The organism is Xenorhabdus ishibashii, assembly GCF_002632755.1.
In the GTDB taxonomy this organism is placed as follows: Bacteria; Pseudomonadota; Gammaproteobacteria; order Enterobacterales; family Enterobacteriaceae; genus Xenorhabdus; species Xenorhabdus ishibashii.
The window spans coordinates 1,779,520-1,802,302 of the sequence record NZ_NJAK01000001.1 but is presented as its reverse complement, the minus strand read 5'-3'; the positions used below and the strand labels follow the sequence as shown (position 1 = coordinate 1,802,302).

Here is a 22,783-nt window from a genome sequence, read left to right as displayed (position 1 = left end):
GAGGCAATCATGCAACATTTCCATGATTTTCTGCTGAGATTGATGGAAGTCGATCCTTTTAAAGCAGGGTTATTGGCAGCCATTGGTGCCATTGCCGCTATGATGGCAAACCGTGGCATCGCTGTTTTCCACGATGGCCTGCGCCCACTTTTGCCGGAATACCTTGAAGGCCGCATGAGTCGCAAAGCACTTGCCGCAACCAGTTTCGCCCTGAGCATTGGTTTGGTTGTTGGCTTCGGTATTCCTTTTTCACTTACAGCCCCAATTGTATTGGTTCACAGCCTGTTACTCGGTACAGACATGATCGGGATTTGGTGTGCTAACAGCCGCAGAGGTTTTATCGCTTCAGGCATTATCGGTGCCCTATATGCCATCGCGTTGCTGGCTGGCCTGCGTTCAGTGGTGGAACTATTCGCCATGTTACCCGTCAATTTTACCGATGATCTCAAGAAAGTGGGCGACCCGATTGTCGCTTGCTTTGCCCTGTTTCCTGCGATGGTTGTCGGCTATCAATATGGCTATCGCAAAGGGCTTTTGGTCATGTTCACCGCACTGTTCGGCTATCTGGCAACCAAGGCCATTGGCCCGTTGAGCTTTGGAGGGATGATCGAAAAACCCGTCAGCATTGACCCTAACGGAGCCGCACTATTGCTATCGATGATTGCCATGTTCTACTTTGCAATGCGTGAACGGCCAACACAGTCAGCGGAGCAAAAAGGCAGCAATGAAGTCTTGGTCGGCTTATTTTCTACTCGTATAGAACGTATTCAAAAAAATAAATGGCTGTTAATCCTGTGCGGCGGATTGACCGCCAGTGCTGCTACCATGTCTTTTAGCCTGTTGGCGGAAGGGCCAGTTTCCCTGCAACTGATGGCGCAAGGTGAGCAGACCAATGCATTGCTGGTAGCACTGGCACGTGCCATCGGCTTTATTCCATTAGTGGGTACGACGGCGATAGCCACAGGCGTTTATAGCCCAAATGGCATGAAATTTGTGTTTGTGGCAGGGCTGGCAACCAACAACCCGTGGATTGCCTTTGTTGCAGGCGGCATCACCATGTTCATTGAAATTCAGCTACTGGCAAAAATCGCTATCTGGTTGGATAAATACCCTGGAGTGAAAGCATGCAGCGGACATATTCGTACCGCGATCACCAAAATGCTCGAAGTTGCCTTGTTGGTTGGTGCGATGATTGCCGCCAACGCTATTTTGCCAGGCATGGGCTTTATGATCGTGGCGGGTATCTACCTGCTTAACCGTACATCCAAACGTCCTTTAGTGGAAATGGCTATCGGCCCAATCGCAACAATCATTGTGGGCATTCTGGCAAACTTGCTCTTTCTGCTGGGAATAAAATAAGAAATGAAAACCTATCCATTGCAAAGCATGACGATGGCACAAGCTCAACAGCAACAATTCAAGCTGGTTGATATTATCTGTCATCACTTTCCTGGTGCTGATTTTCTTTCGCAAGGTGATCTGGGCTTGGTCCCAGATCTTCACCAACCGCGGATGACCCGACGCATTGAGGCGGTAATTGCAGAGTTTTTTGGTGCTGAAACCGCCGCTTTTGTTAATGGGGCAGGAACAGGTGCACTACGCGCAGGGCTGGCCGCCTTGGTCAGCCCCAATTCAACGTTACTTGTGCATAATGCACCGATTTATCCCACAACCAAGGCATCAATTGAACAAATGGGGCTTCGTGTCGTTCAGGCAGATTTCAACCACACAGAGCAACTTGTTGCCACCATTCAGCAATATCAACCCGTAGCCACCCTTATTCAACATACCCGCCAGAAGATGTCTGACAGTTATTCCCTACAAGAGGTTATCGACATCCTGAATCAATATGACATACCTTCATTAGTCGATGATAACTACGCGGCGATGAAAGTGGCACACATCGGTTGTCAATATGGCGCAACCCTTTCCACGTTCTCTTGCTTCAAATTATTGGGACCACAAGGCGTTGGGTTAATTGTAGGAAAGCAAGCAATCATTGATAATCTGCGCCACAACATGTACTCCGGTGGCTGCCAGATCCAGGGTTATCAGGCAATGGAAGCCCTTCGTGGTATGGTATTCGCGCCCGTTATGCACGCAGTACAGGCCGAAGTGAATAACGAACTGGTTACTCGTTTGAACCAAGGAGAGTTGCCACAGGTAAAATACGCCTTTCTCGCCAATGCCCAATCGAAAGTATTATTAGTGGAATTCCACGATCCCATTGCAGAAAGAGTACTCGCCACAGCCCATACACTCGGCGCACTACCTTATCCGGTAGGTGCAGAGTCAAAATTTGAAATCCCCCCCCTGTTTTACCGCATTTCCGCCACCTTTCGTCAGACAGATCCCACTCTGGAACAACGCATGATCCGCATCAATCCTAACCGTAGCGGCGCAAATACCGTCATGCGCATTTTACGGGAAAGCTGCCAGTTGAAATAACAGGGCACAGACCAGTGGTAAATCGCATACTTTCAAAAAACATTAGATGTAGTTAGATTAATATTACTTGACCTCAAGTTAGCTTGAGGTTTTATAGTGTGCCCATTAACCAGGGGAAATAAATAATCATAAAATTTAAAATAAAAACACCCAATGTATTTCAAATTATTTAAAAATTTGAATAAGGAGAATAATAATGTCATTGGAAATGGTTACTGCCTATCGTAAATCGAATGCACTATATGCTTTTGTAGACAGTAAAGCACCACTGTATTTAAGTACCCAAGATGGCAAAACCGTGGAACAAATTGCTCAGTTATGCAATGTTTATCAAGATAGATTCCATAGTCTATTGAATTATATGCAAACACTTAATGTGTTAACAAAAAAAGATGATAAATTTTACCTTACTGAACAATGGGCATCACTCAGTGATCCAAATAGCTTTGAAACATTATATATAAAGTTTGAATTAGATCCTGCCTTCTGGAACTCCTGGTCACAATATAGTGCGTCCTTAAGTAAAAGGAATGAAAAATCTGCTTTTGAACTTACCCATCATGAGCCATTTTTTGATTATCTCAATCATGAACATAATAAAACCATCAAAACTATTTTTGATAATTTATTGGCAAAAATGACCGATAAAATGAATAAACATATTATTGAACATATCCCTCTCAATGGAATTTCTTCATTTATTGATATCGGGGGTGGGGTGGGTTCTTTTGCAAAAAATATAAAAATGAATTATCCACATATCCAATGTCACGTTATGGATCAATATGGTTTTACCAGACAAGAATCAGACGGAATTACTTTCATTAATGGTAATTTTTTCTCTGCTATTCCATCAGGATATGATGCTTATAGCATAAAAAATGTTTTGGATGACTGGCCGGATAATAAAGCCATTGATATTCTCAAAAATTGCCAGAAATCCATGCGAGAAAATTCCGTTTTATATATTATTGATATGATTAAAGAACCAAATGAGGCAGTGTCATTTGATTTATATATAGATACTCTTCTGTTAGGCCGGAAACGGTATCAATCAGAATTTGAATTTATGGCAAAACAGGCGGGATTATCTATTACAAATATCTACAGCTTGAATTTTTCCACAGAAAATGGTTGTTACTATATTATCGAAATGAAAAAGTGAATTTACACTAAAGTGACCGCTTCAGGGGCTGGGATTATGGTCCCTGCTAAGGCTCGTATAATTTTCAGAGAAAAAGCACTTCTTTTTTCAAATTACAAAAAAAGCAGTGCAGTATAAAATCTAAAGTCAAATTAAGGTTCATAGATATGGAGAAAGATAAATCCATCGATTTTAATCGGGCATTAACTATCGGAGAGGTATCAAAACGTAGCGGAGTTGCTATATCTGCCCTCCATTTTTATGAATCGAAAGGGCTAATCAAAAGTTCACGCAATCAAGGTAACCAACGCTGTTTTCCTTCGATTGTATTGCGTTATATTGCGATCATCAAAGTTGCACAAAACACTGGTATCTCTCTGAAAGAGATAAAAAAAGCACTAGAACAATTCCCACCTGATAGTAAATTGACAGCCGAACAATGGCTAACGTTTTCTCTACAATTGCAGGATATTCTGGATCAGCGCATTAAAAAACTCATCCGATTACGGGATAATTTAGGTCGTTGTATTGGATGTGGATGCCTTTCGTTAACCGAGTGTCCTTTACGTAATCCGAATGATGTTCTTGGACAAGATGGAGCCGGTCCAAGAATTTTAGAAGAGGATTAAACACGCTGTTCACTCGCATCTTGAGGAAGTCTTCCCCCATTTTGGCGGCTGGCTCTGCTTATCGCAATCTAAAACGAGATTGGATGCTGCCCGCTGGTCTTCATATTGGTCAGAAAGAAATAAGTAGACAGATATACCATTTTTATACTTAGCATGTATTTAATAGCAACATTGGAAAAATTATTCCGAACGTTACAACTCACATATGATACCGATAAAATCCAGCCTGAATTTAAACTTTAATAAACAGCCTGAGGATTACCGCTGCCCTTGCCTTTGACAAATCCCCTCAGGCCACTCTGTTTCCCTGACTTAACAACGCTTATCCTAACTGTGATTATACCGACGCCGCAAAATCACTTTGCTGCCGTTCTACCAACGTCAGGATGCTATAAAGCGCCACCGGCTGTTGTTCCTGATTCAACACCTGCACATCCCACATCACCACACCATGTGGTTTATCTTCCGGCGTCTTCTGGACTTTCTTAATCTTCTTCTTGCAGGTCAAACGAACTTGGATAGTATCGCCAATCTTAACCGGCTCAATGAAACGCAGGTTTTCCATACCGTAGTTGGCAAGCACCGGCCCTACCGCACCATCAACGAACAAACCCGCAGCAGCCGATACGACAAAATAACCATGTGCCACACGCTCGCCAAACAAGGATTCAGCCGCGCCGATTTTATCCATATGAGCGTAAAAATGATCGCCACTCAGGCAGGCGAAATTTACGATATCCGCTTCCGTCACCGTCCGGCGAGCAGTCAGTAAACTTTCACCAATTTCAATTTGTTCAAAGTACTTGCGGAATGGATGAATCGGTTCTTCCTTCACTTTCGCGCCACGCACCCACTCACGACCAATCGCTGCCAGCATACTTGGGCTGCTTTGAATCGCTGTACGCTGCATATAGTGTTTCACGGCACGCAAGCCCCCCAACTCTTCTCCACCACCAGCACGCCCTGGCCCACCATGTACCAACATGGGTAGCGGGGAGCCGTGTCCCGTGGATTCCGCAGCAGCCGCTTCATCCAGCACCAACATACGGCCATGAGCACATGCTGTCGCACGGATCACCTGAACTGCAATCTGCTCATCTGCCGTCACCAATGACCCCGCCAAACTACCTTGTCCCATCATCGCCAATGCAATCGCCTGCTCAGTATCCTGATACGCCATTAATGTGGCAACCGGCCCAAAAGCTTCCGTGCTGTGTACTACCTGATTAGTCATTGGCGCAGCGCAGTAGAGCAACGTCGGTGGATAGAATGCGCCATTACTGTTGCTATCGCCTGTCAGTACGAGTTTATCCAGTGAACCGCCACACAAAACCTCGCAACCACTATTGCGCAATTCGTTGACTTTCGCCTGCACCTCATCACGCTGTTCCAGGTTAATCAACGCCCCCATGCGCACTTCAGGCAAAGTAGGATCACCAACTGCCACACCAGATAACCGCTTGAGCAGCGCTTGTTTGACTGCTTCCATTTGGCTGGCAGGGACAATAACGCGCCGGATAGCCGTACACTTCTGACCGGCCTTCGCCGTCATTTCACGAGTCACTTCCTTAATGAAAACGCCGAATTCCGGCATGTCAGGTGTCACATCCTCGCCTAAAATGCAGCAGTTAAGCGAATCGGCTTCCATCGTAAAAGGAATGGATTTTTCTATCAGTCGGGGATGGACACGCAACTTCTGCCCTGTTTGTGCCGAGCCGGTAAACGTCACGGCATCCTGATAATCAAGATGATCAAACAGATCACCAATGCCACCACAAATCAATTGCAATGCCCCTTCCGGCACCAAACCGCTATCGATGATCATTCTCACCATCGCCTGTGTCAGTTGGGCAGATGCCGTAGCAGGCTTGATAATCGCTGGCATACCTGCCATCCACGTTGGTGCCAATTTTTCCAGCATCCCCCAACAAGGAAAGTTAAACGCATTGATATGCAATGCAACACCGGAGCGGGAAGTCAGCACATGGCGTGCCACAAACTGGGATTGTTTAGACAGCGGGATCATCTCATCTTCCGGCCACAGGGTATCATCCGGCAATTCGCGCCCTGCTAATCCGGCATACGAGAACAGGGTTGCTACGCCCCCCTCAATATCCACCCAACTATCCGCACGGGTTGCACCTGTTTCTGTGGAAATGGCATACAGTGCTTCTTTATTGGCAAGCAAGTGTTTTGCAACTGCCTTCATCATCTGCGCACGTTGCTGGAACGTCATCGCAGCCAATGTTCTTCCTCCTTTTTCACGGGCGTAAACTAGACTTTCTGCCAATGGCAAACCTTCTGAAGATACCTGATACAACGCTTCGCCGCTGACTGCATGATGGATAATTCTGGGATTACCTTGCCCATAAACCCAGTCACCACAAATGTAACTCGTTAACTGTTGCATTTTTTTCTCCACCGATTTAACCAATGAGACAATCATTAAGTAATGGAATGCCATTTATGTATCACATATACGATTAACAAAACCAGCCATATAATTAACAAAATACAAACATCTGCACCCAATCACTTGTTAATATTTATCCCACCGCTAAATAAAAATAATTAATCTATTGTTTTATAAAGAATAAAAATTCATATTGTGATGTGAACAACAAATAAACAATTTTTGTGTTTGCTATTTTGTTACCATTTTGTAGATTTGCGGTTACATAAAGTGATTCATTTTTATTTCCTATATCAAAAATAAGAATCATAATGGAGTCACGCATGACAATTGATCTACTTCAGGCGAGCTTTGAGGCAAAAATAGCAGCAGACCTCTCTATTGAGGCTAAAGATTGGATGCCCGAAGCCTATCGCCAAAACCTGATACGCCAGATCGGTCAACACGCACACTCGGAAATAGTCGGCATGTTACCGGAAGCCAATTGGATCACCCGTGCCCCGACACTGCGTCGCAAGGCCATATTGCTGGCGAAAGTACAAGATGAAGCAGGACACGGGCTGTATCTCTACAGCGCCGCTGAGACATTGGGCTGTTCCCGTCAGGACATCTACCAAAAACTGCTGGATGGCAGGATGAAATATTCCTCGATCTTTAACTATCCCACCCTCAGTTGGGCAGATGTTGGCGTGATTGGCTGGCTGGTGGATGGTGCGGCGATTGTTAATCAGGTTGCTTTGTGCCGTGCCTCTTATGGTCCCTACGCCCGCGCGATGGTGAAAATCTGCAAGGAAGAAAGTTTCCACCAGCGCCAAGGTTATGAAGCGGTAACGGTGCTGGCGAATGGCAGCGAAACCCAGCGTGCCATGTTACAAGATGCCATTAACCGCTTCTGGTGGCCGACATTGATGATGTTTGGTCCCAATGACAGTGATTCCCCCAACAGCGCCCAGAGCATGGCCTGGAAAATCAAGCGATTCAGCAATGATGAACTGCGGCAAAAATTCATCGACAACACTGTGCCCCAGTTGGAAGCCTTGGGTATGACAGCTCCCGATCCTGAGCTGGCTTGGGATGAAACAACAGGACATTACTGTTTTGGTGAAATTAACTGGGATGAATTCTATCAAGTGTTGAAAGGGCAGGGGATATGCAATCACGAACGTCTGGAAGCCAAACGCCAGGCTTGGGAAAGCGGGAGTTGGGTACGGGAAGCGGCTTCTGTTCACGCCAAAAAAAGGGCGAGCAGAAACCATACCGCTTAATTTCAGGCGTTACCCGAACAGCATCAAAGGGAGTGACTCTAATGAAAGATACCGATTGGCCACTGTATGAAATCTTTGTCCGTAGTAAACAGGGATTGGCGCACCGTCACGTCGGCAGCCTTCACGCAGCAGATGATCAAATGGCACTGGAAAATGCACGTGATGCTTACACGCGACGCAATGAAGGTTGCTCCATCTGGGCAGTGAAATCCATCTATCTGGTGGCTTCACAACCGGAAGAGCGTGGCGCTTTTTTCGAGCCATCGGAGGACAAAATTTACCGTCATCCGACTTTCTACACCATCCCTGATGGCATCAAGAATATGTAAGGGATGAGAATATGAATATACACAGTATTTCATCACCCAATCATGCCTTATTCAAATATGTACTTCGTCAGGGAGATACTCCGCTGATTCTGGCACAGCGCCTGTGCGAATGGTGTGGACATGCGCCAGAACTGGAAATTGACCTCGCCTTGTCCAATATCGGGCTCGACCTATTGGGGCAAGCACGCCATTTCCTCAGTTATGCCGCTACTCTTTCAGGACAGGATGAAGATCATTTGGCGTTTTGGCGTAATGAACGCGAATTCTGCAATCTGCTGCTGGTGGAACAACCTAATGGCGGCTTTAACGACACCTTGGTACGTCAGTTTTTTATCGATGCCTACCACGTCTTGCTGCATCAGGCTCTGGGACAAAGCCGAGATCCCCAGTTAGCGGCCATTAGTGCCAAATCGTTGAAGGAGGTGGAATATCACCTGCGATTTAGCCGAGGCTGGATGATCAGATTGGGGGATGGAACAGAACTGAGCCACGCAAAAATCCAACAGTCCGTTAATCAACTGTGGCGCTTTACCGGCGAACTCTTCCATTGCGACGAAATAGAGCAGCAATTGGCAGAAGCGGGCATTGCCGTTGATCCCGACACCCTGCATGAACCGTGGCTACAAATCATCAACGAAACGTTCACCGAAGCCACTCTAGAAATTCCACAGGAGGCACCTTATCGCCAAGGTGGAAAACAAGGACTGCACACAGAACATTTGGGATACATATTGGCAGAAATGCAATACCTGCAACGCACCTACCCCAACTGCAACTGGTGACAAAAACGAATAGAAAACAGAGGGTAATGGGAGAAGATCATGGAACAGCTATGTTTTTATTCAGAGATACAACCGCCAGAAATTCATCAAATCTGGCAATGCCTGCACCAGATTGCTGATCCAGAACTGCCTGCACTCTCCATTACTGATCTCGGCATGATACGGGCTGTCACGTCCTTGCAAAACGGCTGGCGGGTGATATTTACCCCAACCTATTCCGGCTGTCCTGCGACGGAGTACCTGATCGAAACTATTCAGGAAATTCTGGCACAAGCAGGCTTTTCTCCGGTGCATGTCGAAGTGAGCCTGAACCCCGCATGGACCACCGACTGGATAAATGCAGAGGCCAAACAACGCTTGCGAGAATCCGGCATTGCCCCACCTCAGGGATTATCTTGCGAAAAGACGGCAGACATAGATCCCATCATCTGTCCGTACTGCGAAAGCCATGAAACAGAAAAAATCAGCGAATTTGGTTCTACTGCCTGCAAAGCCCTCTATCGCTGTCGAGATTGTTGGGAACCATTTGATTATTTCAAATGCATTTAACGAGGATGCACTTAACGAGGAAAGTAGAAGATGTCCACTTTGCATCAAACACGCTCACATGGCTTTCACCGCTTAAGCGTTGCCGCCATCGAAAGAGAAACGCCGGATGCTGTGGTCGTTACTCTGCATATTCCTATAGCGCTGAAAAAACAGTTTTCTTATCACCCTGGCCAGCACCTGACACTCAAGGCGAAAGTAGATAACGAAGAACTACGCCGCTGCTACTCCATCTGTAGCTCACCGTTGGATGATGTATTACAAATTGGTGTCAAAGCCATTCATCAAGGCCGCTTTTCGACTTTCATCAACCAACAATTAAAAGTCGGGGATGAGCTGGAAGTCATGCAGCCACAAGGAAATTTTGGTCATCACCCCGATACCGACCAACAGGGGCATTATCTGGCTATCGCCGCCGGTTCGGGTATCACTCCCATTTTATCGATCATCAAAAGTACGCTGGCACTAGAACCCAATAGTACTTTTACGCTTATTTATGGCAATCGTACCAGTCGCTCTGTCATGTTCAAAGAAGCACTGGCCGATCTCAAGAATTGCTATCTGAGCCGTTTTCAGGTGTTGTACCTGTTTAGTCAGGAATCCACTGATAGCCCATTGTTTAACGGACGTATTGATACTGAACACCTGAACCGCGTTGGTAAAATCCTGCTCAATTTTACCCAATTCGACCATGCTTTTCTCTGTGGACCGGAAGCCATGTTGGATGATGCTCATTCTGTGCTGGAACAGGCGGGGATACCTGCTAAGCGTATCCATAGTGAACGCTTCAATACCGGACAAGCCACAATAAAGCCCCGCTCAGCCAATCCCGCAGAACGCAGTAAGACTCGCGTTGAGATCCATCTGGATGGCCGCACCCTCCACATTGCCATGAACACCGAAGATGACAGTATCCTCGATGCCGCATTGCGTCAGGGCGCAGACTTACCCTACGCCTGTAAAGGAGGGGTATGTGCTACCTGTAAATGCCGGCTTAAATCCGGTGAAGTGGACATGAGGATGAACTACAGCCTGGAACCTGATCAATTGGCTGCCGGTTATATCTTAAGCTGCCAGTCATGGCCGAAAGGCGATGGCGTAGTTGTCGATTTTGATATCTAACCACTTTCATATGCTTGTGAGGAGCTACCATGAGTCAGGAATGGATTTTATGCCACCAGCAGCAAAAAGTACGCACATTGACCCTAAATCGGCCAGAAGTGCGCAATGCCCTCAGTAATGACTGTCTGGAACAACTCGTGCAGCAATTGGAATTCGCGGATACGGATAGCGGAACAGGCGCCATTGTTATTACGGGATCAGCGCGCTGTTTCGCGGCAGGTGCCGACCTGAAAGAACTGCAACAACAAAACATTGCGACAGCTATGACTGATCGCCGTCCACAACTTTGGCAACGTTTAAATAATATCAGCAAGCCTCTGATCGCCGCTGTCAATGGCTACGCACTTGGCGCGGGCTGCGAACTGGCATTGGCTTGTGATTTGGTGATTTGTGGAGAAAACGCCCGTTTTGGTCTACCAGAAATCACCCTAGGGCTGATGCCAGGGGCGGGGGGAACACAACGACTCATCCGCAGCGTCGGCAAGGCACTGGCTTACCAGATGGTATTAACCGGCGAGGCTATCGATGCCCATCGCGCTCTGGACGCGGGGCTGGTAAGCGAAGTCTGCACTGATGCCCTGACATTAGAGCGTGCACAGCAACTCGCCCAACGCATCAGTGAATTTTCTCCTCTGGCATTGCGGGCAGCCAAAGCCGCCCTCAAAGCCGCACAAGAAACCAGCCTGTCACAAGGGCTACTCACCGAACGCCAACACTTTGTTGCTTTGGCAGGTACAACCGATCGTCAGGAAGGCATCTCCGCCTTTTTAGAAAAACGTAAACCAACATTTAAGGGGTTCTGACAGATGGAAAACATGTCAACGGTACTGACTGATATACAAGCAGGTGTCCTTAGCATTACTCTCAACCGTCCAGAATGCCTCAATAGCTTTAACGAGGAACTACACCAACAATTAAGTCAGGCAATGGATATTGCTGAACAGGATGGATCCGTGCGCTGTGTCCTGCTCACCGGAACCGGACGCGGCTTCTGTGCCGGACAAGACTTAAATGATCGCAATGCCATCATTTCTGATGGCAGTATTCCTGATCTCGGCCGATCGGTTGAACGCTACTACAATCCACTGATCCGGCGTATGACTTCCTTGCCTAAGCCCATTATCTGCGCCGTCAACGGCGTGGCGGCTGGTGCGGGTGTCTCCCTTGCTTTGGCCTGTGACATTGTTATTGCCTCCCGCACTGCCAGCTTTATTCAGGCTTTCTGCCGTATTGGCCTGACACCCGATTCTGGCGGTAGCTGGTTTCTGCCCCATAAGATTGGACAAGCGCGGGCAATGGGGATGGCACTTTTAGGCGACAAAATCAGCGCTGAACAAGCACTGGATTGGGGCATGATCTGGCAAGTCGTTGCGCCAGAAGAGTTGGAAGATAAAACCCAGAAGCTCGCCCTACACCTTGCTACTCAACCTACCTTGGCTCTTGGCTGCATCAAACAAGCCACCTATGCAGCCGCAACTAATACACTGGAACAACAGCTTGTTCTCGAACGAGATTTACAACGCCAGTGCGGATATAGCGAAGATTTCCGTGAAGGTGTCAATGCGTTCATTGAAAAACGCCAGCCGACGTTCAAGGGGAAATGATCATGAACACGCCTCACCTCTGCGGTTCCATAGCCGTTATCGGTGCGGGAACAATGGGAATCGGCATTGCCCAGGTTGTAGCTCAGGCAGGACATTCCGTCCTGCTGTTTGACCTCAAGGGCGAAGCGGTCTGTCAGGCGTTGGACAATTTACGTACCCGCCTGTATCAACGTGTGGAAGCAGGTAAAGCTGAAGCCAGCGCAACAGAAGCCTTGTTACAGCGCATCACTCAGGTGAATTCGTTACATGCACTGGCACCGTGTGGTCTGGTGATCGAAGCCATTATCGAACAACTGGAAGCCAAACAGGATCTCTTCCAGCAACTGGAATCCATCTGTTCACACCAAACCCTGTTTGCCAGCAATACTTCATCATTGTCGATTACCGCCATTGCCCGTGTTCTGTCTGCCCCGCAGCGCATGGCAGGGTTACATTTTTTCAATCCAGCTCCGCTGATGAAGCTGGTAGAGATCGTACAAGGTTTGGAAACGTCCTCTCAAACCGTGGCAACACTCAAAACCCTCGTGACGGGCTGGAAAAAACAGCCTGTGATTTGCCGTTCTACGCCGGGGTTTATCGTCAATCGCATCGCCCGTCCATTCTATGCTGAAACCCTGCGCGCACTGGAAGAACGGATTGCGACACCCGCCACACTGGATACTGTCCTTAAAGAATCCGGCGGTTTTGCGATGGGACCATTACAACTGATGGATTTGATTGGCAATGACATTAACTATACTGTGACTGAATCCCTGTTCCATGCCTTCCATTACGATCCCCGTTTCCAGCCTTCACTGCTGCAAAAAGAGCTGGTGGATGCCGATCATCTTGGACGCAAACGCGGTCGTGGTTTCTATGCCTATGATATAAAAGGAAACAACAGCGTAAGAAAAAACGGAGGAACAAAAGAGACCCAGCCACAACCTAAAATAGAGCCGAAACACACCAAAGCACAAAAACAGCCTGTGCGGATCAAGGCGACAGGAAATTGGGCAGCATTGCCACACTTTGTTGCCCTGTTACAACAGCCTAAGTTACAGCAATATGGGATCATCTTCGAAGAAAACAAAAATGACCGATTCCACTCCCCGACTTTACAGGTTGATGAAACGTTCTTGATTCTGGCCAAAGGAAGAACCAGTGCACAGATTGCCGACGAAGTCAGGGCACCCGTGATGCAATTTGATCTTTCTGCCAATCACCAATTGGCTTCTGTCATAACTCTTAGTGCCGCCTGCCAGAATACGCCCCAACAAACGACAAAGGTGATCGGTTTTCTGCAATCCCTCGGTAAGCAAGTTATTCTCTTGCCGGATTATCCCGCCCTGCTAACCATGCGTACCGTTGCTATGTTGTGCAATGAGGCACTGGATGCCATTAATAAAGGTATCGCCAGCGTTGAAGATATCGATCTGGCGATGTGCTATGGCGTGAATTATCCCATCGGCCCTCTGGCATGGGGTGAACAGTTGGGTTGGAAACATATTCTCAATACGTTGGAAAACTTGCAGAAGTTTTATGGGGAACCCCGTTACCGCCCAGTGCCCTTGCTGCGCCAACTCGCGGCAGGACATACCAAACTCCCTCGCCAGCAAGCTCAAAAACACAAGAAAGGGGTTGACCATGCAAAATAATGGTAACACAGCAAGTCAACTGGCTCGCCATCACGTAGAAGCCATGTATGCTCAGGATGCCTGCGCCCAAAATATGGGAATGCACATCGAACATATCGATGTCGGATTCGCCCGACTCAGCATGGAGATCATGCCTCACATGCTAAACGGTCATAAACGTTGTCACGGCGGCATTCTGTTCAGTCTGGCGGATACGGCTTTCGCCTACGCCTGCAACAGCGAGGGACTGGCAGCCGTCGCTTCCAGAGGCAACATTGATTTTATCCGTCCGGTATGGATGGGTGATCAACTGACCGCCACCGCTTCTGTTCGGCATCAAGGCAAAAACACCGGCCTGTACGACGTAGAAATTACCAACCAGAACGGCAAGGCCGTGGCTTTTTTCCGCGGTTACGCCCACCGTCTCAGTCCCTCTATTTCAGACAATGCGGTGAAAAAAAACCAGCCAAACCGTCAGGGAGAGCAATCATGAATCATGCATTTATCTGTGATGGTCTCCGCACACCTATCGGCCGTTATGGTGGTGCGCTATCCAGCCTGCGGGCTGATGATCTGGCTGCCCTGCCGCTACAGGCATTGATGACTCGTTATCCAGCATTGGATTGGGAACAAATTGATGATGTGATCCTCGGCTGCGCTAATCAGGCAGGAGAAGATAATCGCAACGCCGCACGTATGGCACTATTGTTAGCAGGACTACCAAATTCGGTCTCTGGCACGACAGTCAATCGGTTGTGTGGATCTGGTCTGGATGCGCTGGCCTTCGCCGCTCGCAGTATTAAATCCGGCGATGCCCAACTGATATTGGCGGGGGGGTTGAATCCATGACCCGTGCTCCTTTCGTGATGGGCAAAGCAGACAGCGCTTTCAGCCGACAGGCTGAGATCTTTGATACTACCCTTGGCTGGCGCTTCATTAACCCTTTGATGCAACAGAAATTCGGCACAGACTCGATGCCAGAAACGGCGGAAAATGTGGCCGATCAGTTTCAAATTAGCCGTGATGATCAGGATGCCTTCGCCCTGCGCAGCCAACAACGTGCCGCCATAGCGCAACGACGTGGAGTATTAGCTGAGGAAATCAGCCCTGTTACTCTGCCTCCAACCAACAAAAAAGGCGTAGCTACGGTCATTTCACAGGATGAACATCCCCGACCAGAAACAACACTCGAACAACTACAAAGGCTCAGAACCCCATTCCGTATAGGTGGCACTATCACTGCGGGTAATGCTTCCGGTATTAACGATGGTGCGGCGGCGCTAATCATTGCCTCAGAAACGGCAGTCTTACGCCAAGGGCTGACACCACGGGCGCGCATCGTCGCAACGGCAACATGTGGTGTTGAGCCACGCATCATGGGGATCGGGCCACTGCCTGCGACTCGTAAAGTATTGGCACTCACAGGCTTAACCCTAAATCAAATGGATGTTATTGAACTGAACGAGGCTTTTGCTGCACAAGCACTGGCTGTGATGCGCCAACTGGGGTTACCGGATGATGCAGGGCACGTAAACCCGAACGGAGGGGCAATTGCACTGGGGCACCCTTTGGGCATGAGCGGTGCCCGCCTTGCACTGACTGCCACCCTTGAACTGGAGCGACGTGCCGGACGTTACGCCTTATGCACCATGTGCATTGGCGTCGGACAAGGCATCGCCATGATTCTTGAACGTGTTTCATAACAGCTATTTTCACAACGATCATTTTTACAACAACAAAACTGATACACGATTAACTGACTTAACCAACACCTGCATATCACTACGTGCACATAACGACAAAAGCAACCTGTTACAAACAAATCAACAAAAGGACAGGAAACTATGAGCAACAACGTACAAAACCTAAAAAAACCCTCTGAACAACCTCTGGATGCCATTGAATTTGCTTCACGTGATGAGATTCAGGCGTGGCAATTTAACCAGATGAAATGGACCCTCAACCACGCCTACAACAACGCTCCCCTGTACCGCCACAAATTTGATGCAGCAGGTATCCATCCGAGTGATTTCAAGCAACTCAGTGACATCACCAAATTTCCTTACACCACCAAGCAAGATCTACGGGAACACTATCCTTTTGATGCCTTCGCCGTCCCGATGGAGCAGGTCGTGCGCATCCATGCATCATCCGGCATGACCGGAAGTCCTACTGTGGTAGGTTATACCCAACGGGATATCGACACATGGGCGGATATCATCGCCCGTTGTCTGCGCTTTGCCGGAGTCAGTGCCAAAGATAAAGTTCACATTGCTTACGGTTATGGACTGTTCACGGGAGGTTTAGGGGCACACTATGGTGCCGAACGACTGGGGGCAACTGTCATTCCGATGTCTAGTGGCAACACCATAAAACAGGCAAAACTGATTATGGACTTCCAGCCTGACATCATTATGATGACGCCTTCTTATTGCCTGACTTTACTGGATGAGCTGGAGCGCCAAATGGGTGGGAATGCCAGCACGTGCTCCTTACGTATTGGCATCTTTGGCGCAGAACCGTGGACAGCCGCTTTGCGTACTGAAATTGAAACACGCATGGGCATCAAAGCATTGGATATCTACGGCCTGTCCGAAGTGATGGGGCCAGGCGTTGCGATGGAATCGCTGGAATACGCCGACGGCTCTACCATTTGGGAGGATCATTTCTATCCGGAGGTCATTGATCCTGACACACAGAATAATCTGGCAGATGGCGAAACCGGAGAACTGGTTCTCACAACCCTGAGCAAAGAAGCCATGCCCGTGATCCGCTATCGCACCCGCGATCTGACACGCTTATTGCCTGGTACAGCACGTAATATGCGGCGTATGGACAGGATCACCGGCCGTTCCGATGACATGCTGATTATCCGTGGCATCAATGTTTTCCCATCACAAATAGAAGAACAAATTATACGCTTTAAGGAGCTTTCCCCTCATTATCAATTGGAAGTCAACCACGAGGGTAACCATGACTGCTTGTCAGTCAAAGTTGAACTGAAAGAACCCGATCTGCTGAACCACGAACAACGTTGCAACCTCTGTCATCAATTGCGCCATCACATAAAATCGACCGTAGGACTTAGCACCGATGTCAGCATCGTCAATTGTGGTGTCATTCCTCGTTCAGAAGGTAAAGCGGTACGGGTAATCGACAACCGACCACGCGAATAACTTTCTGCCACCGCAAGTTAAATGCGATGAAACAGCGGTGGCACCTTTTTCAATAGTATTTTCCCAACAATATGTTGCTCCGAAGGGTTTTCTCTAAGCGTATCGATTAAGCTTATCGATACAGTTATGCTAACGTTATGACACACTTTTGAGCAAATCACAGAAACTATGGCACATAAACTTGACGATTTTATCCAACACGCTCTCAATGCACAGCCTGTCAGCGGAACATCGCTGATTATCTCCTTATATGGGGACGCTCTGAATCACCGTGGCGGTGAAGTTTGGCTTGGCAGTTTGAGCCTCTTGCTGGAGCCGATGGGGTTTAGTGACCGTTTCGTGAGAACATCCGTATTCAGGCTGCAAAAAGAGGGGTGGCTTACGGTAGAAAAACTAGGGCGACGCAGTTATTACCGCATCGCCGAGCGGGGAATGCATCAGTTTCGTCATGCAGAGAATAAAATCTATCTCAATGAGCAGCCAGAATGGGATGGCAAGTGGGATCTGCTGCTACTGGAAGGCACCACCAAAAACGAACGTAACCGTTTAAGAAAAGAGCTGGCCTGGTTCGGGTTTGCGCAATTTAACAGCACCCTGATCGCCGCACCAAGCAATACCCAAAGAGACATTCCTTCCCTGTTGGGGGAGCTTAACGCCAGCGATTCCGTCATCTATTTCCGTGCTGATTATCCCTACCCACGTTCGCAACAGAGCTTGAAAGAACTCGTCTCTAACAATTGGTCACTGGAGCAGATATCACAGCACTATCACGAATTTATTGTTTCCTTCCGCCCGTTGATGACACTGCTGCGGGATTGCCATGAGGACGACCTGACACCAGAACGCTGTTTCCAATTGCGCCTGCTGCTGCTACACTTTTACCGCCGTATAGTCCTGCGCGATCCACTATTGCCTGATGCCCTGCTGCCCGCACAATGGGAAGGGCAAATTGCCCGTAATTTGTGTATAAATATTTATCAATACATTGGCCTTGCGGCAACACGTTACGTCAGTGAACGTTGCGAAACGACTATTGGCCAATTACCTCAACCCACCGCCGCGTATTACCGACGTTTCGGCGGATTACACAATGAAATAAATACCCTATGAAAAACTATTTTGACAGCCCCTTTAAGGGCAAAACATTAGCGGAACAGGTTACCAATCCCAATATTCAGGTTGGCCGTTTCAGTTATTATTCCGGTTACTATCACGGCCATTCATTTGACGAATGTGCCCGTTATTTATCACCTGATTTAACCAATGTCGATAAGCTCATTATCGGCAGCTTTTGCTCCATTGGTACAGGTGTCGCCTTTATGATGGCAGGCAACCAAGGGCATCGTCTGGATTGGATTTCGTCATTTCCGTTTTTTTATATGCCGGAAGAACCCGCCTTTGCCGATGCACAAGATGGCTACCAACCTATGGGAGATACCATTATCGGCAATGACGTCTGGATTGGTGCGGAAGCGATCATTATGCCTGGCATAAAAATTGGTGATGGTGCCATCATTGGCACTCGTGCGCTGGTGACTAAAGATGTCGAACCTTACACCATTGTTGGTGGCAATCCGGCAAAAGTGATCCGAAAACGCTTTTCTGATGAATACATTACCTTGCTACTGGAAATGCAGTGGTGGAACTGGCCACTAGAACAACTTAAGGCAGCAATGAAGCTGATGACATCATCGGATATTGAAGCGCTATATCAGTGGTGGAAAGAGCAAAAATAAGGAAAAACCATGTCAAAACTCATCTATTATGTCGCCGCCACAATGGATGGTTATATCGCTACTAAAAACCATGAATTAGGTTGGTTATATGATTTTCCGCCAGGCGATGATGCCACTCCTTATGATGAGTTTTATCAAAATATCGGAGCCACAATTATGGGAGCTGGAACCTATGAGTGGATTATGAAAAATGCCGCAGATGAATGGCCGTATCAAAATATTCCTTCCTTTATCCTCTCCTCAAGAAAATTAACGATTTCTGCCAACATTAATGCCGTTATCACTCAAGATAATCCCCAAAATATTGCCGCCAAGGCAAAAGTCGCAGCTAAAGGGAAAGATGTTTGGGTCATTGGGGGAGGTAAGACTGCCGCAAGCTTTGCCGATGCCGGAGAGTTACAACAACTGTTTATTACCACCATTCCAGTCTTCTTAGGCTCTGGTATTCCTGTCCTGCCCGTTAGCCAAGCTGTTAATGTAACGCCTAATAAGCAAAGATGCTTACGAAATGGCGCGATTGAAACAATTATGGATATTAAAATGATATGACTGACTATTTTGGCGTATCTGCTGACTAAAAACCCGATAATAATAAGCACCATGAATATAAAAAATCCTTTAATTTCAAATCAATAGCCTAAAGTGTGATCTAAAACTCAAACAAAGCAACTTTTCATATTCAAAATATAAAAATCTGTCTACGATTGACCTGCTATTATCTCAGTCTATTTCATTATCTCATCACGAGAATAATCATTCTGTTAATCGCAAAACTCCATTATTTATAACTCCTGCCATACCAAGGAGAAAAGGCATGAAGAAAAAACAAATAAATCAAAAGGATATTGATAATCTTATTACCCTGATTGGTGGTAAAGAGAATATCGCTTCCGTCAGTCATTGTATCACCCGCCTCAGATTCGTTCTTAATACACCAGAAAATGCCGACGCCAAAGCCATTGAAGAGTTACCAATGGTCAAGGGATGCTTCACTAATGCCGGACAATTTCAGGTCGTGATTGGGACGAATGTGGATGTTTATTACAAAGCGCTGCTTGAAACCACAGGAAAACAATCCGTTAATAAAGAAGAAGTTAAGCAAGCTGCTCGCCAAAATATGAAATGGTATGAAAATGCAATTTCACATTTTGCTGAGATCTTCTTCCCCCTACTGCCAGCCCTGATCAGCGGAGGTTTAATCCTCGGTTTTCGTAACCTGATCGGCGATATCCCGTTTAGTGAAGGCAAATCGCTCGCGCAGCTCTATCCTGTCTGGCAAAGTGTCTATGATTTTCTCTGGCTAATCGGCGAGGCCGTATTCTTCTACCTCCCTGTCGGTATTTGTTGGTCTGCCGTCAAAAAAATGGGCGGAACCCCCATTCTGGGGATTATTCTCGGCATTACCCTGGTTTCCCCGCAATTGATGAATGCTTACCTGCTTGGGCAACAAACGCCCGAAGTCTGGAATTTCGGCTGGTTTACCATTTCTAAAGTCGGTTATCAGGCTCAGGTTATTCCTTCCCTATTAGCCGGCCTGACGTTGGGATGGATTGAAACGCGACTGAAAAAATGGGTACCAGACTATCTCTATCTTGTGATTGTCCCTGTGGTTTCTCTGGTACTGGCGGTTCTCCTTGCCCACGCCTTGATAGGCCCTGCCGGACGTGCTATCGGGGATGGTGTTGCCTGGGTTGTTAAAAGTCTAATGACGGGTAGCTTTGCGCCTATCGGAGCCGCTTTGTTTGGTTTCTTCTACGCACCGTTAGTCATTACAGGTGTACACCAAACAACACTGGCCATCGATTTGCAAATGATCCAAAGCACCGGAGGAACACCGATCTGGCCTATTATTGCGCTATCTAATATCGCCCAAGGTTCTGCCGTTCTTGGCATTGTCTGGGCAAGCAAGAAACAAAAAGAACGCGAAATTTCTGTTCCTGCGGCCATTTCAGCCTATCTGGGGGTCACCGAACCCGCCATGTATGGTATCAACCTTAAATACCGTTACCCCATGTTCTGCGCAATGATTGGTGCAGCGCTGTCTGGGCTGGTTTGTGGGCTCAACCATGTAACCGCTAATGGTATCGGCGTTGGCGGAATACCAGGGATTCTTTCTATCAAGCCGCAGTTCTGGATGGTTTATCTGATTGCCATGCTCATCGCGATTGCTGTGCCATTCCTGCTGACCGTTCTGGCTTATCGCAGAAATGAACGCAAAGCGATCTTATCCAATGAACAGGCCAATTAATTTTGTAGGTATCTATTTATGACGGAACAAAAACCCTGGTGGATGGATAGCGTTATCTACCAAATTTATCCAAAAAGTTTTCAGGATAGTACCGGTAGCGGTACAGGAGATATCAACGGGATCACCCAACGGCTGGATTATTTACAGCGACTCGGCGTTGAGGCCATTTGGATCACGCCGATTTACCCCTCTCCGCAGGTTGATAATGGCTATGATGTCGCTGATTACTGTGCCATCAATCCTGATTATGGCTCCATGGAGGACTTTGATAATTTGGTGCAAAATGCCCATCGCCGTGGCATTCGCATTATTTTGGATATGGTCTTCAATCACACTTCAACCCAACACCCGTGGTTCCAGGCGGCACAAGACATTAATAGCCCCTATCGCCAGTTTTATATCTGGCGGGATGGTTCTGAAGGTTCCCTGCCCAATAACTGGAAATCCAAATTCGGTGGTAATGCGTGGCAATGGCATGCAGAGAGTCAACAATATTACCTCCACCTGTTTGCGGTTGAACAAGCCGATTTAAATTGGGAGCATGAACCGGTTCGTGTTGAGCTGAAGAAAATTTGTGAGTTCTGGGCTGATCGTGGCGTTGATGGCTTGCGTCTGGATGTCATTAACCTTGTCTCAAAACAGCAAGATTACCCTAGTGATGATCGCGGAGATGGCCGCCGATTCTACACCGATGGCCCGCGGATACATGAGTTTCTGCAAGAAATGAGCCATGATGTTTTCCAGCCTAAAGGATTGATGACTGTTGGTGAAATGTCATCCACCAGCCTTGAGAACTGCCAACGCTATGCTGCCTTGGACGGAACGACGCTATCCATGACATTTAATTTCCACCATCTAAAAGTGGATTATCCAAACGGAGAAAAATGGACGCTGGCAAATCCAGATTACGTTGAACTGAAGAAGATTTTCTCAACATGGCAGCAGGGTATGCACCAAAAGGCCTGGAATGCGCTTTTTTGGTGTAACCATGATCAGCCGCGTATTGTCTCTCGGTTCGGGGATGAACTCCAGCACCACAAAACATCCGCGAAAATGCTGGCGATGGTGCTGCATGGTATGCAAGGCACGCCTTATATTTATCAGGGCGAAGAGCTGGGTATGACAAATCCTCACTTTACGCGCATTGAAGATTATCGGGATATCGAAAGCCTGAATATGTATCAAGAGCGCATTGAGAAAGGTATGCAACCCGCGGATATACTGGCAATCTTGGCGCAAAAATCCCGTGATAACAGCCGAACCCCCATGCAGTGGGATAATTCAGCAAACGCTGGTTTTACCACAGGAACACCGTGGATTGCGCCTTGCAGTAATTACTCAGAGATCAACGCCGAAACCGTATTACAGGATGAAGATTCCGTTTTCTATTGCTACCACAATTTGATTAAGCTGAGAAAGCAGCAGCCCATTCTGACATACGGTGATTACCTGGATCTGCTTCCAGAACATCCGTCGCTGTGGTGCTATCTGCGTCGTTGGCAGGATCAAACCTTGCTGGTCATTGCAAACCTAAGCGATGAAACCCAACTTTGGTCTCCAGAATCTTCACTGTTAAGCAAAGAATGGCAGGTATTGATAAGCAATTACTCATCACCTGCAATGGTAGATCATGAAATTAAAATTAAACCTTATGAATCAATATACTTAATATCAAAGTGATAATGTGATTTATATATTGTCATTTATTGTAATAAGTTGTTTATAAAA

General features: G+C 47.3%; 20 protein-coding genes and 1 pseudogene. 20 read left to right on the top strand and 1 reads right to left on the bottom strand.

All coding sequences use genetic code 11. The annotated features are described in order from the left end of the window. The first annotated feature begins 9 nt into the window (after nucleotides 1–9). The 4 genes from Xish_RS08580 to soxR all read left to right on the top strand — a co-directional run bounded on the left by Xish_RS08580 (nucleotide 10) and on the right by soxR (nucleotide 4,221). A complete protein-coding gene (locus tag Xish_RS08580; RefSeq protein WP_099117508.1) occupies nucleotides 10–1,359 on the top strand; it encodes a YhfT family protein in 1,350 nt (449 codons plus the stop codon). Between the two features lie 3 nt (nucleotides 1,360–1,362). Next, entirely contained in the window at nucleotides 1,363–2,448 is a 1,086-nt protein-coding gene (locus tag Xish_RS08575; protein ID WP_099117507.1) for an aminotransferase class V-fold PLP-dependent enzyme, read from the top strand. 196 nt (nucleotides 2,449–2,644) lie between these two features. Then, on the top strand, nucleotides 2,645–3,613 hold the full coding sequence (locus Xish_RS08570; RefSeq protein WP_099117506.1) for a methyltransferase: 969 nt from the start codon (nucleotides 2,645–2,647) through the stop codon (nucleotides 3,611–3,613). Between the two features lie 146 nt (nucleotides 3,614–3,759). Further along, nucleotides 3,760–4,221 (top strand): redox-sensitive transcriptional activator SoxR, encoded by a 462-nt coding sequence (soxR, locus tag Xish_RS08565; RefSeq protein WP_099117505.1) that lies wholly within the window; start codon nucleotides 3,760–3,762, stop codon nucleotides 4,219–4,221. A 337-nt stretch (nucleotides 4,222–4,558) separates the two neighbouring features. Here soxR and paaZ read toward each other — a convergent pair whose 3' ends face one another. Then, on the bottom strand, nucleotides 4,559–6,631 hold the full coding sequence (gene paaZ, locus Xish_RS08560; protein ID WP_099117504.1) for a phenylacetic acid degradation bifunctional protein PaaZ: 2,073 nt from the start codon (nucleotides 6,629–6,631) through the stop codon (nucleotides 4,559–4,561). A gap of 326 nt (nucleotides 6,632–6,957) precedes the next feature. Here paaZ and paaA point away from each other — a divergent pair, with 326 nt between their 5' ends. From paaA to treC, 16 genes and pseudogenes are all read left to right on the top strand, one after another. Further along, entirely contained in the window at nucleotides 6,958–7,899 is a 942-nt protein-coding gene (gene paaA / locus Xish_RS08555) for a 1,2-phenylacetyl-CoA epoxidase subunit PaaA (protein WP_099117503.1), read from the top strand. 41 nt (nucleotides 7,900–7,940) lie between these two features. Beyond that, nucleotides 7,941–8,228: a 1,2-phenylacetyl-CoA epoxidase subunit PaaB gene (gene paaB, locus Xish_RS08550; protein WP_099117502.1), complete on the top strand. Its 288-nt coding sequence runs from the start codon at nucleotides 7,941–7,943 to the stop codon at nucleotides 8,226–8,228. Nucleotides 8,229–8,239: 11 nt separating this feature from the next. Beyond that, a complete protein-coding gene (paaC, locus tag Xish_RS08545; RefSeq protein WP_099117501.1) occupies nucleotides 8,240–9,010 on the top strand; it encodes a 1,2-phenylacetyl-CoA epoxidase subunit PaaC in 771 nt (256 codons plus the stop codon). Nucleotides 9,011–9,049: 39 nt separating this feature from the next. Then, a complete protein-coding gene (gene paaD, locus Xish_RS08540; protein ID WP_099117500.1) occupies nucleotides 9,050–9,559 on the top strand; it encodes a 1,2-phenylacetyl-CoA epoxidase subunit PaaD in 510 nt (169 codons plus the stop codon). A 30-nt stretch (nucleotides 9,560–9,589) separates the two neighbouring features. Next, nucleotides 9,590–10,678, top strand: coding sequence for a 1,2-phenylacetyl-CoA epoxidase subunit PaaE (paaE, locus tag Xish_RS08535; protein ID WP_099117499.1), 1,089 nt, complete (start codon nucleotides 9,590–9,592; stop codon nucleotides 10,676–10,678). 29 nt (nucleotides 10,679–10,707) lie between these two features. Next, entirely contained in the window at nucleotides 10,708–11,481 is a 774-nt protein-coding gene (gene paaF, locus Xish_RS08530) for a 2,3-dehydroadipyl-CoA hydratase PaaF (protein WP_099117498.1), read from the top strand. A 3-nt stretch (nucleotides 11,482–11,484) separates the two neighbouring features. Further along, nucleotides 11,485–12,282 carry a 2-(1,2-epoxy-1,2-dihydrophenyl)acetyl-CoA isomerase PaaG gene (paaG, locus tag Xish_RS08525; RefSeq protein WP_099117497.1) on the top strand — a complete coding sequence of 266 codons (798 nt, stop codon included), beginning with the start codon at nucleotides 11,485–11,487 and terminating at the stop codon, nucleotides 12,280–12,282. Between the two features lie 2 nt (nucleotides 12,283–12,284). Continuing rightward, nucleotides 12,285–13,916 carry a 3-hydroxyacyl-CoA dehydrogenase gene (locus Xish_RS08520; protein WP_099117496.1) on the top strand — a complete coding sequence of 544 codons (1,632 nt, stop codon included), beginning with the start codon at nucleotides 12,285–12,287 and terminating at the stop codon, nucleotides 13,914–13,916. Further along, nucleotides 13,906–14,388: a hydroxyphenylacetyl-CoA thioesterase PaaI gene (paaI, locus tag Xish_RS08515; RefSeq protein WP_099117495.1), complete on the top strand. Its 483-nt coding sequence runs from the start codon at nucleotides 13,906–13,908 to the stop codon at nucleotides 14,386–14,388. Before Xish_RS08520 ends, paaI begins: the two co-directional genes overlap by 11 nt. Continuing rightward, nucleotides 14,385–15,598, top strand: a pseudogene (gene pcaF / locus Xish_RS08510) (3-oxoadipyl-CoA thiolase). Before paaI ends, pcaF begins: the two are co-directional and overlap by 4 nt. A gap of 141 nt (nucleotides 15,599–15,739) precedes the next feature. Continuing rightward, nucleotides 15,740–17,071 (top strand): phenylacetate--CoA ligase PaaK, encoded by a 1,332-nt coding sequence (paaK, locus tag Xish_RS08505; RefSeq protein ID WP_099117494.1) that lies wholly within the window; start codon nucleotides 15,740–15,742, stop codon nucleotides 17,069–17,071. Nucleotides 17,072–17,239: 168 nt separating this feature from the next. Further along, entirely contained in the window at nucleotides 17,240–18,181 is a 942-nt protein-coding gene (paaX, locus tag Xish_RS08500) for a phenylacetic acid degradation operon negative regulatory protein PaaX (protein ID WP_099117493.1), read from the top strand. Beyond that, entirely contained in the window at nucleotides 18,178–18,807 is a 630-nt protein-coding gene (gene catB, locus Xish_RS08495; RefSeq protein ID WP_099117492.1) for a type B chloramphenicol O-acetyltransferase, read from the top strand. The genes paaX and catB overlap by 4 nt, the downstream gene beginning before the upstream one ends. 9 nt (nucleotides 18,808–18,816) lie before the next feature. Then, a complete protein-coding gene (locus tag Xish_RS08490; protein WP_099117491.1) occupies nucleotides 18,817–19,356 on the top strand; it encodes a dihydrofolate reductase family protein in 540 nt (179 codons plus the stop codon). Between the two features lie 265 nt (nucleotides 19,357–19,621). Beyond that, on the top strand, nucleotides 19,622–21,055 hold the full coding sequence (treB, locus tag Xish_RS08485; RefSeq protein WP_099117490.1) for a PTS trehalose transporter subunit IIBC: 1,434 nt from the start codon (nucleotides 19,622–19,624) through the stop codon (nucleotides 21,053–21,055). A gap of 18 nt (nucleotides 21,056–21,073) precedes the next feature. Beyond that, nucleotides 21,074–22,735, top strand: a complete 1,662-nt coding sequence (gene treC / locus Xish_RS08480; protein ID WP_099117489.1) for an alpha,alpha-phosphotrehalase — start codon at nucleotides 21,074–21,076, stop codon at nucleotides 22,733–22,735. Nucleotides 22,736–22,783 lie beyond the last annotated feature (48 nt).

Coding starts and splice junctions, on each gene's coding strand:
- paaE (WP_099117499.1), top strand. CDS start 9,590: ATGTCCACTTTGCATCAAACACGCTCACATGGCTTTCACCGCTTAAGC.
- paaB (WP_099117502.1), top strand. CDS start 7,941: ATGAAAGATACCGATTGGCCACTGTATGAAATCTTTGTCCGTAGTAAA.
- paaX (WP_099117493.1), top strand. CDS start 17,240: ATGGCACATAAACTTGACGATTTTATCCAACACGCTCTCAATGCACAG.
- paaI (WP_099117495.1), top strand. CDS start 13,906: ATGCAAAATAATGGTAACACAGCAAGTCAACTGGCTCGCCATCACGTA.
- Xish_RS08580 (WP_099117508.1), top strand. CDS start 10: ATGCAACATTTCCATGATTTTCTGCTGAGATTGATGGAAGTCGATCCT.
- Xish_RS08570 (WP_099117506.1), top strand. CDS start 2,645: ATGTCATTGGAAATGGTTACTGCCTATCGTAAATCGAATGCACTATAT.
- soxR (WP_099117505.1), top strand. CDS start 3,760: ATGGAGAAAGATAAATCCATCGATTTTAATCGGGCATTAACTATCGGA.
- paaA (WP_099117503.1), top strand. CDS start 6,958: ATGACAATTGATCTACTTCAGGCGAGCTTTGAGGCAAAAATAGCAGCA.
- Xish_RS08490 (WP_099117491.1), top strand. CDS start 18,817: ATGTCAAAACTCATCTATTATGTCGCCGCCACAATGGATGGTTATATC.
- paaC (WP_099117501.1), top strand. CDS start 8,240: ATGAATATACACAGTATTTCATCACCCAATCATGCCTTATTCAAATAT.
- paaD (WP_099117500.1), top strand. CDS start 9,050: ATGGAACAGCTATGTTTTTATTCAGAGATACAACCGCCAGAAATTCAT.
- catB (WP_099117492.1), top strand. CDS start 18,178: ATGAAAAACTATTTTGACAGCCCCTTTAAGGGCAAAACATTAGCGGAA.
- paaF (WP_099117498.1), top strand. CDS start 10,708: ATGAGTCAGGAATGGATTTTATGCCACCAGCAGCAAAAAGTACGCACA.
- paaK (WP_099117494.1), top strand. CDS start 15,740: ATGAGCAACAACGTACAAAACCTAAAAAAACCCTCTGAACAACCTCTG.
- paaZ (WP_099117504.1), bottom strand. CDS start 6,631: ATGCAACAGTTAACGAGTTACATTTGTGGTGACTGGGTTTATGGGCAA.
- treC (WP_099117489.1), top strand. CDS start 21,074: ATGACGGAACAAAAACCCTGGTGGATGGATAGCGTTATCTACCAAATT.
- Xish_RS08520 (WP_099117496.1), top strand. CDS start 12,285: ATGAACACGCCTCACCTCTGCGGTTCCATAGCCGTTATCGGTGCGGGA.
- treB (WP_099117490.1), top strand. CDS start 19,622: ATGAAGAAAAAACAAATAAATCAAAAGGATATTGATAATCTTATTACC.
- Xish_RS08575 (WP_099117507.1), top strand. CDS start 1,363: ATGAAAACCTATCCATTGCAAAGCATGACGATGGCACAAGCTCAACAG.
- paaG (WP_099117497.1), top strand. CDS start 11,485: ATGGAAAACATGTCAACGGTACTGACTGATATACAAGCAGGTGTCCTT.